10 protein-coding genes are annotated in these 15920 nt (G+C 40.6%); 4 read left to right on the forward strand and 6 right to left on the reverse strand.

Annotation, left to right across the window (positions count from 1 at the left end; all coding sequences use genetic code 11):
• Positions 1 to 246: 246 nt before the first annotated feature.
• Positions 247 to 3171: a TonB-dependent receptor domain-containing protein gene (locus FJ709_RS03355; protein WP_226413448.1), complete on the reverse strand. Its 2925-nt coding sequence runs from the start codon at positions 3169 to 3171 to the stop codon at positions 247 to 249.
• Positions 3172 to 3572: 401 nt separating this feature from the next.
• Between FJ709_RS03355 and FJ709_RS03360 the strand changes: the two genes are divergently transcribed.
• From FJ709_RS03360 to FJ709_RS03370, 3 genes are all read left to right on the forward strand, one after another.
• The gene (locus FJ709_RS03360) at positions 3573 to 5756 is read left to right on the forward strand and encodes a winged helix family transcriptional regulator (RefSeq protein ID WP_226413450.1); all 2184 of its coding nucleotides are present in this window, start codon (positions 3573 to 3575) and stop codon (positions 5754 to 5756) included.
• A 201-nt stretch (positions 5757 to 5957) separates the two neighbouring features.
• The gene (gene trxC, locus FJ709_RS03365; protein ID WP_226413452.1) at positions 5958 to 6380 is read left to right on the forward strand and encodes a thioredoxin TrxC; all 423 of its coding nucleotides are present in this window, start codon (positions 5958 to 5960) and stop codon (positions 6378 to 6380) included.
• A 591-nt stretch (positions 6381 to 6971) separates the two neighbouring features.
• On the forward strand, positions 6972 to 8573 hold the full coding sequence (locus FJ709_RS03370; protein ID WP_226413454.1) for a mannan-binding lectin: 1602 nt from the start codon (positions 6972 to 6974) through the stop codon (positions 8571 to 8573).
• A 207-nt stretch (positions 8574 to 8780) separates the two neighbouring features.
• Here the strand turns inward: FJ709_RS03370 and FJ709_RS03375 are convergent, their stop codons facing one another.
• Positions 8781 to 9974, reverse strand: a complete 1194-nt coding sequence (locus FJ709_RS03375; protein ID WP_226413456.1) for a serine hydrolase domain-containing protein — start codon at positions 9972 to 9974, stop codon at positions 8781 to 8783.
• Positions 9975 to 10341: 367 nt separating this feature from the next.
• Here FJ709_RS03375 and FJ709_RS03380 point away from each other — a divergent pair, with 367 nt between their 5' ends.
• Positions 10342 to 11865 (forward strand): S41 family peptidase, encoded by a 1524-nt coding sequence (locus tag FJ709_RS03380; RefSeq protein ID WP_226413458.1) that lies wholly within the window; start codon positions 10342 to 10344, stop codon positions 11863 to 11865.
• Positions 11866 to 12091: 226 nt separating this feature from the next.
• Here the strand turns inward: FJ709_RS03380 and FJ709_RS03385 are convergent, their stop codons facing one another.
• From FJ709_RS03385 to FJ709_RS03400, 4 genes are all read right to left on the reverse strand, one after another.
• On the reverse strand, positions 12092 to 12913 hold the full coding sequence (locus tag FJ709_RS03385; protein WP_226413460.1) for a hypothetical protein: 822 nt from the start codon (positions 12911 to 12913) through the stop codon (positions 12092 to 12094).
• A 234-nt stretch (positions 12914 to 13147) separates the two neighbouring features.
• Positions 13148 to 13636 carry a GDYXXLXY domain-containing protein gene (locus tag FJ709_RS03390; protein WP_226413462.1) on the reverse strand — a complete coding sequence of 163 codons (489 nt, stop codon included), beginning with the start codon at positions 13634 to 13636 and terminating at the stop codon, positions 13148 to 13150.
• Positions 13623 to 14765, reverse strand: a complete 1143-nt coding sequence (locus tag FJ709_RS03395) for a DUF4401 domain-containing protein (protein WP_226413464.1) — start codon at positions 14763 to 14765, stop codon at positions 13623 to 13625. Before FJ709_RS03395 ends, FJ709_RS03390 begins: the two co-directional genes overlap by 14 nt.
• Positions 14758 to 15831 (reverse strand): DUF2157 domain-containing protein, encoded by a 1074-nt coding sequence (locus FJ709_RS03400; RefSeq protein ID WP_226413466.1) that lies wholly within the window; start codon positions 15829 to 15831, stop codon positions 14758 to 14760. The genes FJ709_RS03395 and FJ709_RS03400 overlap by 8 nt, the downstream gene beginning before the upstream one ends.
• Between the last annotated feature and the right edge of the window lie 89 nt (positions 15832 to 15920).

The raw sequence follows: 15920 nt of genomic DNA on the forward strand, positions 1-15920 counted from the left end.
ACCAGCCAAATAGCTGCGCTTATTGCGGTGATGTTTGCGCCAACATTGCGGCTTTCATTGTGGCTTTTTGGCTAACGGGATCAAGTGATAATATAAAGAGTTACCCATCCGTGCCCAAATTGAGCTTTTAAATATCAACAGGCCCAAGAAATACCTTATTATTTAGCCAATAAAAAAGACCCTAAAAAGGGTCTTTTTTGCACATAATGACTTTAACAATACCTATTTAAAGTCATGATGCTAAGTTTAGAAGCGTTGTTTGAATGAAGCATACAAGTAGCGACCAGGAATACGGTACGACGGATCGTAAGTATTAGCAAAGGCTGAGTATGCTAGTGGTGGCTCTTTATCGAATAGGTTACGAATACCTACAGATACAGTGCTCTCCCATGGCGTATTCCAACCCGCTTGAGTATCAAAATAAACTGTTGGAGATAGTTCATTTTCTGGTGCAGATACTTCAGTGGCAACCACTTCAGTAGTACCTGGTTTAAAGGCATAACTTGTTGCCATATTGTCAGGATTACTACATAAATCACGTAGTTCAGGTTGGTTTAAACCAGTTGCAACGGTAATAACGTTAGAACAGTTTTCGGTTTGCTTAGATAAGAACTGAGCCGTTACCGAAGCGAAGAAATCATCATTATTCCAACCTAATGTTAAGTTAGATTTAACTCTGAACTCACTGCCGCCGCCTGATGCGCCAGGTGTCAACTTACCAACATAATTACCGTCTGAGATATTACCATCAACGTTTACTTCACCACGATTTGGTTTACCTATGTCACCGGCATAATCAACATAAGTTGAGTCCCAGTTAACTTGCCATTCACCAATAGAAGTAGTGAACTGGTAAGTGACATTTAAGTCATAACCTTCGGTTTCAAGACCACCAACAAAGTTTTGAGATAATGCTAATAAGTTTGATATTTCACCTGGGTTACCATTTAACGTGCCAACCATATCGCGGTTAATTAAACCACAATATTGGCTGATACCTTGGATGTAACAACGGTCAGCAATAGATTGCGCCGTGTTAGTACCAATAGCGTTCTCAATTTGTACGTTATACCAATCTAACGTTAAGCCTAGGTTTTCAATTTGACTAGGGTTATACACAAAGCCAAGAATTTTTGAAGTCGATGTTTCTGGTTGTAACTCTGGGTTACCACCCACTTTCGCGCGGAATTGTGGATCTTTTTGTTTAAACGATGGGCTTACGCCAGCGGCTAAACAGTTTGCACGCGTTTGCGCAGAGTTAGTATAAGCTACAGAGTCGATATCACATGGATCGGTAGCTGATGGGCGAGAATCATTTTGACCACTGTATAAGTTAGTTAACGATGGCGCACGGAAACCGTCGCTAGTACTCGCGCGGAACATCAGGTCATCATTTGGTGAGTAAGTTAGTTTAAAGCTTGGGTTGGTTGTGTTACCAAAGTTTGAGTAATCCGATACACGTACCGCAGCATTAAGCTCTATTTTCTTAATAAACGGTAGGTCTGCTAGAAGTGGAATAGCGGTTTCAGCAAATGCTTCCGATACCGAGAAACCACCTTCAGTAGGTTGTGCCGCATTGTCACCTAATACTTGACCCGCAACGGTTAAAGGATCTGGTGAGTCATAACCTGCATGGCGTTGATATTCAACACCTGCAACCATAGCTAGCATACCCGCTGGTAGCTCAACTATATCACCCCCAAGGCTGGCTCCATAGTTATGCAATGATTGCGACGCTAAGTTGCGAGGCGATACTGAAATGTATTTAAGCATTTCAGGGGTAACACCGTCTGGACCACCAAAAATATTTAATGGCACACACGCTGCATCACCATTACAGGTTGCTACGCCATTTGTAATGCTTGACGCACCTAATGCCTTTTTAACCTTGTTAGTATCAAAGAAACCATTTTTCAAGAATACAGAGCTGGTTTCAGAGAATGCGGCAAATGCATCCCAGTAAAAAGAACGATCTGCCAGTTCAAAATCACCCTCAAGTCCACCACTTACACGCCATGTATCGACATCTGCAGAAAATGAGCGAGGTGCAACGATAGGACGGAATGAACCGCCAATAATGTCTTGATCAAATGGGTTGTAAGTCGAATCTTTAGAAATCGCTAAACCGCCCATAGGTTGTGCAGCTAATTGTGCTTCAGAACTTCTTTTTGAGTACATTACATCTGCTTTAGCGGTTATATCATCACTTAACAGGTGAGCTGCTTGTAAGTATAAGCTAGTTGTTTCAGAAGGCTGTTGCACATAGTTTACTGGCGCAAAGTTATAACCGTCGTTAAGACGATCATACAGCCTAAAATCACCTACGCTGGTACAGTCTTGATTAGCAACACAACCCTCTTTATTAGGGTCTAGCGTATACGAACCTTTAACGCCATCAACAGTAGCAGTATATTGTCCATAAGGTGTTGTTGGGCTTGCACGGCCACCAGAACCAGAAATGTTAGCTGGAAGGTTATAAATAGGCACAGAAGAAATATCGCGTTCGCCACCCAAAATTTCTTGCTGTTGAGTGTAAGCTACGTTCATTAAAATAGAGGTTTTTTCACCTTGACTACCTAAGGTAATAGAAGCCGTTTCTTGCTGGCCACCGCCTTGCTCGTAGCCGCCGATTGTGCCGGCAAATTCAGCGCCTTCAAAGTCATTACGAGTAATAACGTTAACCACACCACAGATTGCGTCCGTACCGTAGTTTGCTGCAGCGCCGTCTTTTAATATCTCAATACGCTCAACCGCAGCTAATGGAATTGTTGATACGTCAACGTTACCACCTAATTGCGGGATCCAACGACGGCCATTAATTAACACGAGTGTTCTTGCTGAACCGCAGTTACGTAAGCTAACCGTTGCCGCGCCACCTGTGTTGCCGTTGTTGGTTTGTAAACCTAGTGAAGCGCCGTTAGTCGACACTTCTTTTAGTAGGTTAGATAGACTACTTAAACCAGAACGGTCAATATCTTCACGACTGATATTTAACAATGGTTGTGCGGTTTCTAAATCGGTACGTTTGATACGAGAACCAGTCACAGCGATACGTTCTACTTTATTGTTTGCGCCTTCTGCAACCTCTGCGGCATACACTATGCCCGAAGAAGAAACAGTTACACCAAGTAGTGCCATTTTAATTGCTAGCACCATTTGTGTTTTTTTCATGTGGTAATACTCCCTGATAACCATTTTTATTTTTGTTGTTTGGGTCCAATGCACTTTCAATTGGCTTGCGCAGAGCATCTGTTAACGGAGTGTGACAAACAACAATCAAAAGGTGATTTTTTGGTGATTTTTGGTGATTAGATTGTGATATGTGGTGATTTTTGTTATTGATTTGCTATTATCGCCGCCATTGTTAATTATCTAAAAAAAAAGCGAGCACGTGGCTCGCTTGAAAATATCCAGGCACAACAATAAAGATGGAACAGGTCAATTATTTTGTTTATCCATTGTTGACATGCGAGAGTAACAAATACGTAAACGAATATAATGAGTGAAAAGTGATTTATTACTGATTTCATATGATTTAACAAAGGATTGTTATTGCACTAGGTGGCGACGGAATGGATATGCTTTTAGCAAATAAAAATTATAAAATAAATAGCTTAACGTTAGATTTTTCAACACAAACACTCGCTTTACATGCGGATAAATTTGTCCAACTTAAGCCTCAATCATTTCAGTTACTGTACTATTTTTGCCGTAGTCATCATAAAATTGTCAATAGAGAAGAATTGATAACTCATGTGTGGCAGAGCAGAATTGTCAGTGATAATGCCATTAATAGAGCGGTATCACAGTTGCGTGCAGTTATTGCGCAGTTAGATCCAAACATTGAATACATACAAACATTACCTCGTACAGGTTATCGCTTGTGTGTGAAGGTTGTTAAAGCAGAAAATCTAATGGCGTTCGAAAGTACACCACAACAGACATTAGAAAACACTGTGCTTTCTCCTTTGGTATCGATATCAAATCCAACAGCTATATCAAACCCCACATCTATATCAAATTCAATATCTGTAGCAAATTCAACATCGGTTAGTATAGACAGTGAGCAAGCTGATAACCCATCCAACACAAAAAAACGTTTTATAACAAGCTTAATGTCACTGCTACTCGTTATAGGATCAATAACGGTATTATCTGCATCATCAATTTCAACATGGTTAAATGGTAAAACTCAGCAATTAACCAGTGAGGCATATACTTACCTACCAGGTGCTGAATATGACACCAGTACATCGCGAGATTGGGTTGTCTATATTAATAGAGATGGGCCTGAGTATACTGTCATTGCCAATAATAAGCATAACGAAAAACAAGCTGTTTTACATAAAAGTGCTGACACTATTCGTTTTCCTAAATTGTCGCCTAATCTAGAATATATGAGTGTTTTTTTGCGTAAAAATGAACGTTTAAACTTGAGAGGGTGCCAACTTAATGTGTTTGGTTTTCATTCTTTAGCCCTGTTAAAACAGTATCCATGCGGTTTGGGTAATGTGGTTAATCAACGTTGGATCAATAGCTCCACAATCCAAATTGTGACAGCGACAGAAGACCAAGGCATCAGTACCATGACTGTTGATGTTAATTTACCTCAACAACCACCTAGTGTCAGTCGAGCATTTTCTGATGTGCACTTAAAATTTATTAGCATTCAATTTTCACCTAGCGGTGATGAAATAGCGCTGCTGAGTCGTAATTTAATCAACAACCAAACGCAGTTAAATGTGTTTTCTAATTCATCATTAATCGCTCAACGCAGTATCATACTTCCTGGTGTAAACATTAATGCCGTACTTTGGTTAGATAATGGTAACTTTATGTGGTTAGAGTCTGGGCAGTTATTCACCACTGATTCAACAGGTATGGCTCGAACAGAAGTCGTAACCGACATAAAGGACATTACATTACTCAATGCTGTAGATGGCGATAATATTTATGTTAGTCATGGTCAAACTCGCACTAATTTGATCAAGGTGGCAAGTGATGGTAAAGAGCAGCCGGTGGCAATATCATCGCGAGACGAATTTATGCCTGTTTTTTCTCATCATTCTGAACAGTTTATTTTTTTTAGTAATAGAACTGGAAGCAATGAAGTCTGGTTAAGTCGTAATGATAGTACCATTAGCAAAATACCATTGCCGGAACAAGAACTATTAATAAAGCCAATACAATGGTCACCTGATGATTCACATATTGTGATGACGACCAAGCGCGCTATTGTGATTTATTCATTTGATGATGCTAATTTAACCGAAATCGATATGCTTAACTCACAACAAATCGGGTGGATAAATAATACAGAATTAGCTATTTTAAACGGCCAAAATAATAATGAATTAACCTTTTATAATCTGAGTAACCATACTCAGAATGAGGTCGTCTTGCCCGCCTCTATTGCCCACTTTCAAATAGTGGATGAAAAATTATATTTCAGTCAGCATAACAGCAGCGACATCGGCGTATACAACTTAGCTACCCACAAAATTGACTATTTAGGCGTTGAGGCCAACAGCGGCCAAGGAATGTGGCAAATAGAGAATGAGTTTCTTTACTACATGCCTATCAGTCAGGATAAATTGCATATAGAGAAATTGAATCTTAAAACGGGGATTAAGCAGCCTGTATATTATTTTAATATTACAGATGCACCTATTTTCTCGATTTCATCGTCACTCAATATTTTAATACAGCGGCAGATACGCGATGAATCCGATGTCAGTAAAATCTTGATGCACTGAAAATAGTGCCGTCGACTTTAACTGAATTTTATATCTGAATGGTTTATTGATGAGTTTCATCTGCTTTCAAGAGATATTATAGAGGGCATATTTTTGATGAATAGCACCTCAAGTGGTAATTTTCTAAACCATTTTTTATAATTTTTCGTACTTAGATTGTATTGTTTATTATGCCAATAATGAAGTTAGAAAGGACTAAACATGATCATAGCTTGCCCCCATTGCGATACTTTAAATCGCGTGCCACAGGATCGCCTTGAACAACAACCTACTTGCGGTAAGTGTAAGCAAAGCCTATTTGTGGGCGAGCCGATGGAGCTTACTGCGGCTAACTTTAGATACCATGCGAACAAATCAGAATTGCCATTAGTGGTCGACTTTTGGGCCAGCTGGTGCGGTCCTTGTAAAAGCTTTGCCCCAGTATTTACTCAAGCAGCTAAAACATGGGAGCCCACATTTCGCTTTGGTAAACTTAACACAGAAGAGCAACAAGCATTAGCCGCTCAATTTAATATCCGATCTATCCCAACCTTAATGGTCTTCAAGCAAGGCAAAATAATTGCACAGCAATCAGGTGCCATGCCAGCATCATCATTCAACCAATGGCTAGAGTCAGTAAAATAGGCTTTTAGGTTTTTGATAGGCCAATATTGAGATAATCATAAACGCGACAATAAGATGTCGCGCTTTGTTATGGCTAATCTAGTTCAGGTTAGTCATTCTCGCTGTGGCCGTAACTTAATACTCGGGTAATTTGCCACTTATCGTCAACCTTGTGCCAAACCATCACAAACTTAGCTTTACCTTCACATTCATTCGTCTTACTTTGACAAAAAATGTGCACCCCTTCAGTGATGGCGCCAAAGTCCTTAATCGAATGTACCTTAAAAGTCCCCTCAACCAGTTTTCGGCTGTATTAACATTATCTTAAGCCACTATAGATTTCACATCGATAAACCGTCTTATTTGTTAGATATGCCATGTTCGGTCAAGTCGCTTGCTGAAAGTTAGGTTTATTCATGTCATAAATGCTTCTCTACCAGGATGTTAGTTAATGATTTTAATACAGAATAATATTAGAAGGTTCACGTTAAATAATCTTGACTATAGTCATAACGCTTGCAAGTCATTGTGAGCAATATGCAGGCTATGCATATGAAGAGGCTGGTTACTACCTAAGGGCAATCAGTGATAATTTACATAAAGGAATATAGTATGAATAGATTCTCTAAAAGGAATATAAGCTCATTAGTCAGTAGCTTAGTGTTGTGCGTATCGGGCACCAGTATTGCCCAAGCTAACCAAGCAGCATATGAAAAAACAGGGTCAGTGGCTATGGCGGATATAGCCAAGAGTAAATTAACTGCTCCAGCTGGATTTAATTGCAGTGCAGATGCCAGTTGGTTTACAACACCTAGCTTGCCTGCGGAAGTGAAACAAAGTAATGGTCCTGGGGACAGTTCTTTTTGCGACTTTTATCAGTTTTCCTGGCAAACCTTTAGTTACTTAATGGCAAAGTCAAAAACGAATCCAGATGTGCTCAACTTTCAAGATACCAGTCAATTTAATGAACTTGAAGTGAATACTGATGGTACCCCAGCCAATTCCTGTGATGATAAGCATGACTCACATGTGCTATTTATTCGCTCAACAAAACCACAAGAAAACGGCACCACTTTTACGATCCCTGAGCGTATAGGCCAAGCTGGTGGAGGCGCTACTATTTACGATCAAAATGAAAACGTTGTCTATTATGATGTTCGTTTTAGTAAAAACATGTGTGATGTAAAGGCTATACAGCAAAAGCAGAATTTTCCTGGTGGAACCACTGAGCTTAAAACCGCCTGGAAAGTGCTTGGCGCCAATGATGACCCAAGTAAATTCATCACTATGGATGCCAACATTACGCCGGTTAAAGCAGACCAAAAGGACAGCAAAACCACTCAGCTGGGGATGGTGGGCTTTCATGTAGCTGTCGCGACCCCTAATCACCCTGAGTTTATTTGGGCCACCTTTGAGCATAAACAAAACTCGCCAGACTGTACCTTGCCCGAGTCGACCACTGATTGGTCTTTTGCAAGTCAAGCCTGTACGGCTAGCTTAAAAGATAACAAGGCAAATTGTGATTTTAATAACCCAACTAAACAAACGGACATCACTGGCGCAGCAACAGAAATTTGTCGTATGTATCCTTATGGTTCGTCACTTGGGGATGCAAATTTTGATGAAAATACCGGTTCGATTAAAACCCTTAATGCTAACGTACAGCCGTATTTAACGGGTGATTTTAAAGTATTGGCAAACTACTTTAATGTGGGGGCTTTGTGGGTAAGTGACATTACTGAGGGCTCTTATATTACCCCCACAAACGGTCAGCCAGTGTCGCAGATTGGTAATCAAAGGGGGTCACTAAGACTCGCTAATACGGTGGCTGAAACTGAATATCAAGATGTAAATACCGCAGCTATAAATCTTAATCCAGATCAAAAAAATCTGGCTTCTGCATCATCGCCTTCAGCAGGTTTTGTGTCTAACTGTTTTGGTTGTCATAATTATACCGGTACGGCAAGCAGTGCGAGTAATACTACATCTAATAGTTTAAGTCATATTTTCGATGATATCGCAGTGGGCTCGAATCAGTGTCTGGATGTGCAAGCATCTAATACTATTAATAGTCAGGTACAGGCTAAGGCAGACTGCCCTAGTACCTGTACTAACTCTTCTTCGAAACTTAAGTGGAATGGTCAATGGACAAATCAAAGTGCCAGTACTGGTGCGCAATTACCGCAAACCGTTTGTGGCTGTTGTAATCAATAACCGCTAGCGTTATATGCGTTTTATTGGACATAGTGGGGGAGGGAAACGCTACCCCACTTTATAAATTATTTATGCTCAAATTTAATCGCTTGTTTAACACTGCTGTATAAACAGTGACAAATGAGTTGTTAGATGTTTGTGTTGGCTTAAAAATATACACTTAGCCCTAACCACTTAAATGAAAAATAGTTAAGTCAATGACAATATTTATTTCAATGACGCTACAATCTCACGAAAGAATTCAATCGTTTCATGTTTAGAGATTAAGCTGTCTTGAAAGCCTAAATCTGCGCTATTTTTGACTATGACAACATTGTGTTGTTGATTAACGTAAATATATTGGCCGTAGACCCCGACGCAAAAAAACTCACCCGCTTCAGCGCCTGGTGGTAACCATATTTGATAGCCATAACCAAGTTTGTCAGCTTGCGGTTGCAGGTAATCGGCTTGTGCTGTGGTGGCGGCTTTTATCCAAGCCTGTGAGACGATTTGTTGACCATTGTATGCGCCGTTGTTTAGCAATAAACGACCAAAGCGGGCATAGTCGCGGGTTGTTAAATTCAAGCCACCTAATGCGAAAGCAGAACCTTGGGAGTCTGTTAGCCAGTAGGCATCACTTTGCATGCCTATTTTGTCCCACATAGTGGTTTGTAAGAGCTCGACTAATGATTTACCGGATACCCGTCTTGTAATCATGCCAATGACATGGGTATCCATGCTGACATAACGAAACACTTTACCTGGTTGGGATTGATTAACCAGTTCACTGGTCATTTTATCTAACGAGCCGCCGATGGCCAGCACACGACCCATTTTATTAATGTCAGAATAGAAGTCCTGATAATCCTCATTCCACTTAACCCCGGATGACATTTGTAAAACGTGTTTTACTTTCACATTGGCATAACCAGAACTTGCTAGTTCCGGTAGATAAAAATCAACGCTTTTTTCAATATCAATTTTGCCTGCATCAACCTGCATACCGAATAGTATCGACACGAATGATTTCGCCATTGACCAGGAGATGCGTTTGTCATCACTTTGGGTGCCTAAAAAGTATTGCTCGTAGGTAATGTTGTCGTCTTTAAGCACCAGCAATGCCGTTGTTGCCCGCCGCGTGAGAAACTCGTTTGAGTGGGTTGTTTGGTTTCGATAGTTAAATGTCTCTGGTAAAGGCGTTAAGTTAACGCCAAAGGCAGAAGGCTCGCCATGTTGGTTAATTTTCTGGTTAAAAAAGATATCGTTCATGTGTGAAAAATTATCGACGATTAAGGCATCATCAAATAGGGTGATGACACTGTACAAGCGATTAACGCTTTGCCAATTAAAACCAACAATAATGATGATAACAACAAGAGTGCTTAACGCAGCGCCTTTAATGAACTTTAATACCGATGACATTGGCGATTCCAAATAGATGAAATTTATTTACTGACAATAACTTACCGTCATATGAAACATAAATCAAATGGTTAGCTGCGCAAATTTTTTACAGCTAATCATATTCAACGAGCTGTTTTTATCGAATGGGGTTTATTTTTCAAGAAAAGCCGTCGCGATCGATTTATTTTGCATTTTTTTCAATTGGTTATGCTGAATATTTAAGTGTATTTTTAATTCTGGTTGATGTGGTTATTCTATCGTTGCAGTCACTCAATACCTGTTTTGATGCTATTGATATTTATAGCTAATTTAAAAAAGTTTATGAAATCAGTTTTGATACGGTAAACTTTAGCGCGTCTCTAGTGAACAAAAGGAATTATGTTAGATGTACGATAGATGCTTATTTGCCATAGTGTTACTTTTTAGCAGTGTTACTTATTCAGCGCCCACTCTTGTGTCAGCTCAAGCTGAGCCCGCGATAAGCGATTTGACTCGCATTAATCCATGGGCCCAAATTGCTAAAACCGACTTAACTTATATCTACCAAACCGTTAAAGATAATCACCCTGGTGCGATAGATGATCAAAACCCTTATTTTTCACACTGGCTAGAGCAAGGTTACCGTGAAGGTCTAGCTAGGGCAGAAAAAGCGACGTCGTTGCAAGATGTGACTAATAGTTTGAGTTATTTTGTTGCAGGTTTTGCCGACGGGCACTTCAGTATTATGTTTAATCAGCATGCCAATAAACTGTCATGGACAGGCATAGGTATTGAAAAACAACTGCAGGACTATAAGGTTTATTATACTGCCAAGCAGTGGAAAGGGTCGCTTCCCGCTGTCGGCGCTAAGCTTATTTCATGTGACAATATATCTGTCGACACCATGATGGATGAACATATTCTTAAATACCGATTCAACAGCAGTCAGTTGAATTCGCGTAAAGTGTCCTATGCTAAAAAGTTACTTATAGACGATAAAGTAGGGGAATTTAACCGGCCCAGTCATTGTGTGTTTGAGTTTAATAGCGAGAAAAATACTTTTGCATTGAATTGGCAGCAAATTGATACCAGTGAGTTATATGATGCGCTTACCCCTGTGGTGTTAAGCTCTCAATTTAGTATTCACCAATTTAAACCTAATCACTATTGGGTAAGATTACCTAACTTTTATCCATCTGGTGATGACGAGATCAAGCTACAAACTATGATTGCAAAGCTTACAACTTTGCGTAATGCAAGTTTAGTGGTATTTGATGTACGTGGTAATGGCGGTGGCAGTTCTCAGTGGGGGCAAGATTTACTCAGTAGTCTTTATGGTGAAGATTATATTGCGCAAGTGATGCAAGAGCATCCTGATAACAGTTATGCTTTGTGGCGTGCCAGCGTTCAAAATCACGCTTATCTTGTGAGCTTAAAACCGATGTTAATTCGCCAGTTCGGTGCTGATAGCGATCTTACTACTTCGTTTTTACAAACCACAGTCGACATGCAGCAAGCGATAGAGAAACAACAGCCTCTAGTGAAGGAAGCCTCACCTGACAATAATTTAAAAAATCACTTAATCCCTCAAGCAACGAGTGTCGCCGGAATACAAAAAAGTCTATATCAAGGTAAAACGATACTGCTCACTGACAAGTCTTGTGGCAGTGCCTGTTTAGATTTTGCGGATGTCAGTTTGTCGGTACCTAAGCTTATTCATGCAGGCCAAGAAACCTCCGCTGACACTGTGTATATGGATGTTAGAGGACTTAATTTACCCAGTAACTTGGGCGCATTTTCTTTGGCCCAAAAAGTGTATCGAGATAGGGAAAGAGGCCATAACCAAAGTTATGTTCCACAGTATCAGTTTAATGGTTCAATGACAGATACTAAGGGATTACAAACTTGGGTGCTAAGCCTGCTGAAATAGCTTTTTATGATGCTGTTCTAGACCGATTTGGCGATTATTTTCTACAATAGTGGCAGCGTAATATCATCGGGCAAAGTTAAATGCGTCAGCCATTAAATCTCAAATGATTAACAACGAATCTCTGGTGTAGGTTCGTTGTTAATGGGGCAAGCATAATGGTATGTTTCTGGTCAGTTAGCGATCCATCACGGTTAACTACCCCCGTCAATAGACGTTATTACCTTAGTTATTTCTTTTGCTTCTTAAGCTCATCCATCATATCAACAACCATTTGGCCAATCAGTTCAGGATTTTGTTGGATCTCTTCTTCAAGGGCTTGCTGTTCTTCTTGGTTATTGACCGTTTTTAATGAACAGTAAACGGTAAAAATTAACCAGAACAATAAGTTGACCCCGAAGCTGGGCCAAAAGCCAACAAGAAACCAGCCCACAATGGTGAATATGATAAATCCGGAAACAGCGGTGAAAATAGTCAGTAATATGGTGTTACCTGACACTTCATCGGGATCGTAATTACCTGATACTCGTTCAAAAAATTCAGTGAGAACCTTTCCGTTTTCAGCGTCTAATAGAATACATTCAGCACATTGATCTTCACTGGGTAGAACAGAGAAATGCAGGTTAAAGTGTTCGCTAAAGAGGGCATTGGTAAAAGTAAAAAACTCAGCTTCAACCCAGTCAGATTTTTGTGGCCACGCGCCTGTTAAGACTTTGCCATCAACCGTGCATGAAATGGTGGCTTGATTGTCAATGTAACTAGACCGTATGTCGGATACTTTATCGCTTAGCTTGGCGTTCTCAACAAACATCGCCAGCAAACCTGCATAATCATCATCGTTTTCAATGCATTCACAGTCAAACATCACAATACGATCAGCAGCATGTGCTCTAATGTGCTCGGCCACTTCGTTTGGTTCAATGTCTTCATCGACATCTTTACTTACCCAATTGCTTTCTTTTAAAACAGGTAGGATTGTTTCCAATAGCTTTTCTGTTTTGCTGTCCATCATTCCTTCAACGACAGTACCGATAAAATGACTTATAAACATCATCATCCTTAATTAAAATACAGTTAAAACAAAGGTATAAAATAGTCTGTAGTTTACCTGCGGCCTTGCTTTAATCCAACCTCATGTTTGTCTGTTGGAGCGAACAATTTTTAATAAACTAAGTGTAGCGCTATTCGGATCTGGGACTATTTCGGGTCAAGTTAAATTTGGCTGAAGAGATTCATTGTAAATTTAGTGGATTTAACATCAGCTATTGTACTTCTGGCGACGGTGTTAAATTCGCTTAAAGTCTTTATCTAACATGTTACTCAGCAGTAGTTTTCCGGCAGGGTTAACCCTAAACTCACCATATTTTGCTTTGGCAAAATCTTCTGCTCGGCCCTCTTCAAAGAAAAAAGCATTACTGGCGAGTTTTACTCTGCCGCTTCGCACCCGATATTGAATTAACTGTTGATTTGGCTGTAAGGTTTGACCTTGGTAAAGGGCTTCAAATTGGGCAAGTTGATGCTGTGCTAGGGTAACGATAAACAAACCATCATGGTTTTCTCGGTCATTTGCTTGGTTAATTTGGTTGGTTATTTGGTAGTTGAGTGCCATATAGTCGCCCTGCATTAACGAGCGAGGGTCGACTGGCGCAAGTTCAAATACCACAATATCTCCGTTTGCAAGCTGCTGTTCTTGCTGATAAATGCTGAAGTTTACTAGTGCCAATATTGCTAAAGCACTGAGTGTCACCCCAATCGCGATTTTACTGAACGTCATGGCGTAGTTCCTTGTTTGCGATTGTTTTGCCAATCGATAAAGCCATCGCCAAGCGGATCAGCAATAACACCACACCACTGGCCATTAACCATAATGATTTGTCGAATAAGTTAATGTGCAGCGAGTAGTAATATAGGCCGATAAAGCTAACTAATGCGCCGATGGCAAGGGCAAGGAGTTTGAATTCATTGTAGAAGTAACCTAATAACAGCATCAATAACGCTGTACTGATCCCCGCCATGGGAATGGATAATAAACTGATTAATATTGCGCTTAATATGGCAATAAATTTAACTCGGCTAAGCTGTGCTGTGTTTGTTAGCTCAATAGGCTGGGTGCTTAACTGATTAAATACTTGGTGGATTAACCACAGTGCAGATAACAGTACCATAGCGACAGCAAGGTATTGACTAAAGCGGGCGTCAAATGCCATCAGTACTTCGGGAAGGTCCATCCATCGGCCCATATCTGACAAGGCAAAGTTAGCAAACAGTAAATTAAGGCTCAGGGCGTAACCTAATACCCGCAGACGTTGATAACACTGTGGCCATCGATAAAGTTGCGACCACACTATCATTAAACTGACAATTAACAGTGGCAGAATAAGTTGGCTGAGTTGGTATATTGCCAATATCGCTAGCACGCTGGGTACCATTGCTATGGCAGCGATAAATTGGTTGGCCTTGTGCGGAATAAGCCACCAGTGTAAGGCAAAAACCAGTGTATACATTAACGCTATGATGCCATCATCAGTATGTTTTAGCGCGTCGTAAATTCCCCAAAGTAGCATAAGTTGGCCAGATATACTGAAGGCGAATACCATTTGCAGCACAAACTCTTGATTACTTTTACCCATGCGATAATAGGTTAAACAGGCAAGTGTAATGAGTATACCCATCACCAGTATCGACTGTTCCTTGTCGTCGACAGAGGCAATACTCGCTAATATAAATGCCAATATAAACAAGGCTGCTATCCAACCACCAATAATTTGGGCACCTATAATATACCAGGGACTTGATAACGGAGTGTCAGGTGCTATGTCGTTGCTAACCAGTCCCTGGTTAAATAGTGATTGCCATAATTGTGCTTGCGACCCTTGGGCTGGGCTATTTGTTGGTTTACTCATCGCTGGCATCCTCATGGCTAAGTTGGGCTTTTGCGGTGAACTCTGTTTGTATTTGCTTTAGCCAATATAAGCTGCCGCTGGTGAGACCGACAATGATCATGGCAATCAATAAGAAGATCCCGATGGGATCATGACTTTCAAATAAGCCCCTTGATAATATCGACACAATGGTCGCGCAGAGGCTGGTTAATACTAAGGTGAGTGGGTAAAGCGCAGGCGATCGGTAACGATACCAGGCAAAAATAGTGGCCATGACCGTTAAATACAGTAACCAGTAGTAACCCAAGTTGACGGTGAAATCAAAATCAAACACCACCCAAATCATCAGCCAGGTTAAGCTGACAATACTTGCTAATAAGCTGGTGGCCTCAACTGCTGGGCACTGAAAACGTAACTGAGCTGGCCATGTTAGCTTGCGAGCAAGGGTAAATAGTAGATGAATAGATAAATTAACTAAGCCAAAAATGGCAATGATTTGAATATCTTCCAGTAATAGCCCAAACACATGTGAGAATGAATCAAAGTAAATGCCTAAGCTGACGTTCAACAACACTGCAACCATTAACCACAACAGATCAAACCCTGCGATAACAGCAAAGGGTAAAATGAACACCGCCCACAGGGCAAACAACTGCCAGGGATCAGCACCTGTTTGATAGGTTTGTCCAACTAATGCGAGTAGTGCGCCGACCATGATGCTGGCACCTAATAACATGGCGTTGGGTAAGTTCCAGCCTGCGTTTAGCGCACTAAACTTAGGTGGTTTTGAGGTATTTGCTACACCATTAGCGAGATAAAACCCGCCAATAAAGACGACAAATAAGCTTTCAATAATCGCAAATTTAGTCAGGTTGGCTAGCGCATCCCAATTAAATGCCATAAAAAATATTACCCCAGCCCCAAGTAATAAAATGCCAACAAACAGCACTAGATTAGCGATGAGTTGCAGCCAATTGTGTTCATTGGGATAAGGGTAGGCGACTAGCATGGCGGCGTTAAGATTGTTGGGGGCTATTTTACCCTCAGTAAACCATTGCCATATTTCTGAACGTTTTCTGATTATCATTCCATTTCCTTGGAATTATGCCGCGGATGATTAACACTGCTTGACGATTTTTGGGTGACGCATTGTGGTCCATTCATGGTAGATATCAC

The organism is Shewanella glacialimarina, assembly GCF_020511155.1.
Lineage (GTDB): Bacteria > Pseudomonadota > Gammaproteobacteria > Enterobacterales > Shewanellaceae > Shewanella > Shewanella glacialimarina.

What these genes read in the sequence shown, in the direction of transcription:
- FJ709_RS03395 (WP_226413464.1), bottom strand. Translation starts at nt 14,765, where the DNA reads ATGAGTAAACCAACAAATAGCCCAGCCCAAGGGTCGCAAGCACAATTA.
- FJ709_RS03400 (WP_226413466.1), bottom strand. Translation starts at nt 15,831, where the DNA reads ATGATAATCAGAAAACGTTCAGAAATATGGCAATGGTTTACTGAGGGT.
- FJ709_RS03370 (WP_226413454.1), top strand. Translation starts at nt 6,972, where the DNA reads ATGAATAGATTCTCTAAAAGGAATATAAGCTCATTAGTCAGTAGCTTA.
- FJ709_RS03380 (WP_226413458.1), top strand. Translation starts at nt 10,342, where the DNA reads ATGTACGATAGATGCTTATTTGCCATAGTGTTACTTTTTAGCAGTGTT.
- FJ709_RS03355 (WP_226413448.1), bottom strand. Translation starts at nt 3,171, where the DNA reads ATGAAAAAAACACAAATGGTGCTAGCAATTAAAATGGCACTACTTGGT.
- FJ709_RS03390 (WP_226413462.1), bottom strand. Translation starts at nt 13,636, where the DNA reads ATGACGTTCAGTAAAATCGCGATTGGGGTGACACTCAGTGCTTTAGCA.
- trxC (WP_226413452.1), top strand. Translation starts at nt 5,958, where the DNA reads ATGATCATAGCTTGCCCCCATTGCGATACTTTAAATCGCGTGCCACAG.
- FJ709_RS03385 (WP_226413460.1), bottom strand. Translation starts at nt 12,913, where the DNA reads ATGTTTATAAGTCATTTTATCGGTACTGTCGTTGAAGGAATGATGGAC.
- FJ709_RS03375 (WP_226413456.1), bottom strand. Translation starts at nt 9,974, where the DNA reads ATGTCATCGGTATTAAAGTTCATTAAAGGCGCTGCGTTAAGCACTCTT.
- FJ709_RS03360 (WP_226413450.1), top strand. Translation starts at nt 3,573, where the DNA reads ATGGATATGCTTTTAGCAAATAAAAATTATAAAATAAATAGCTTAACG.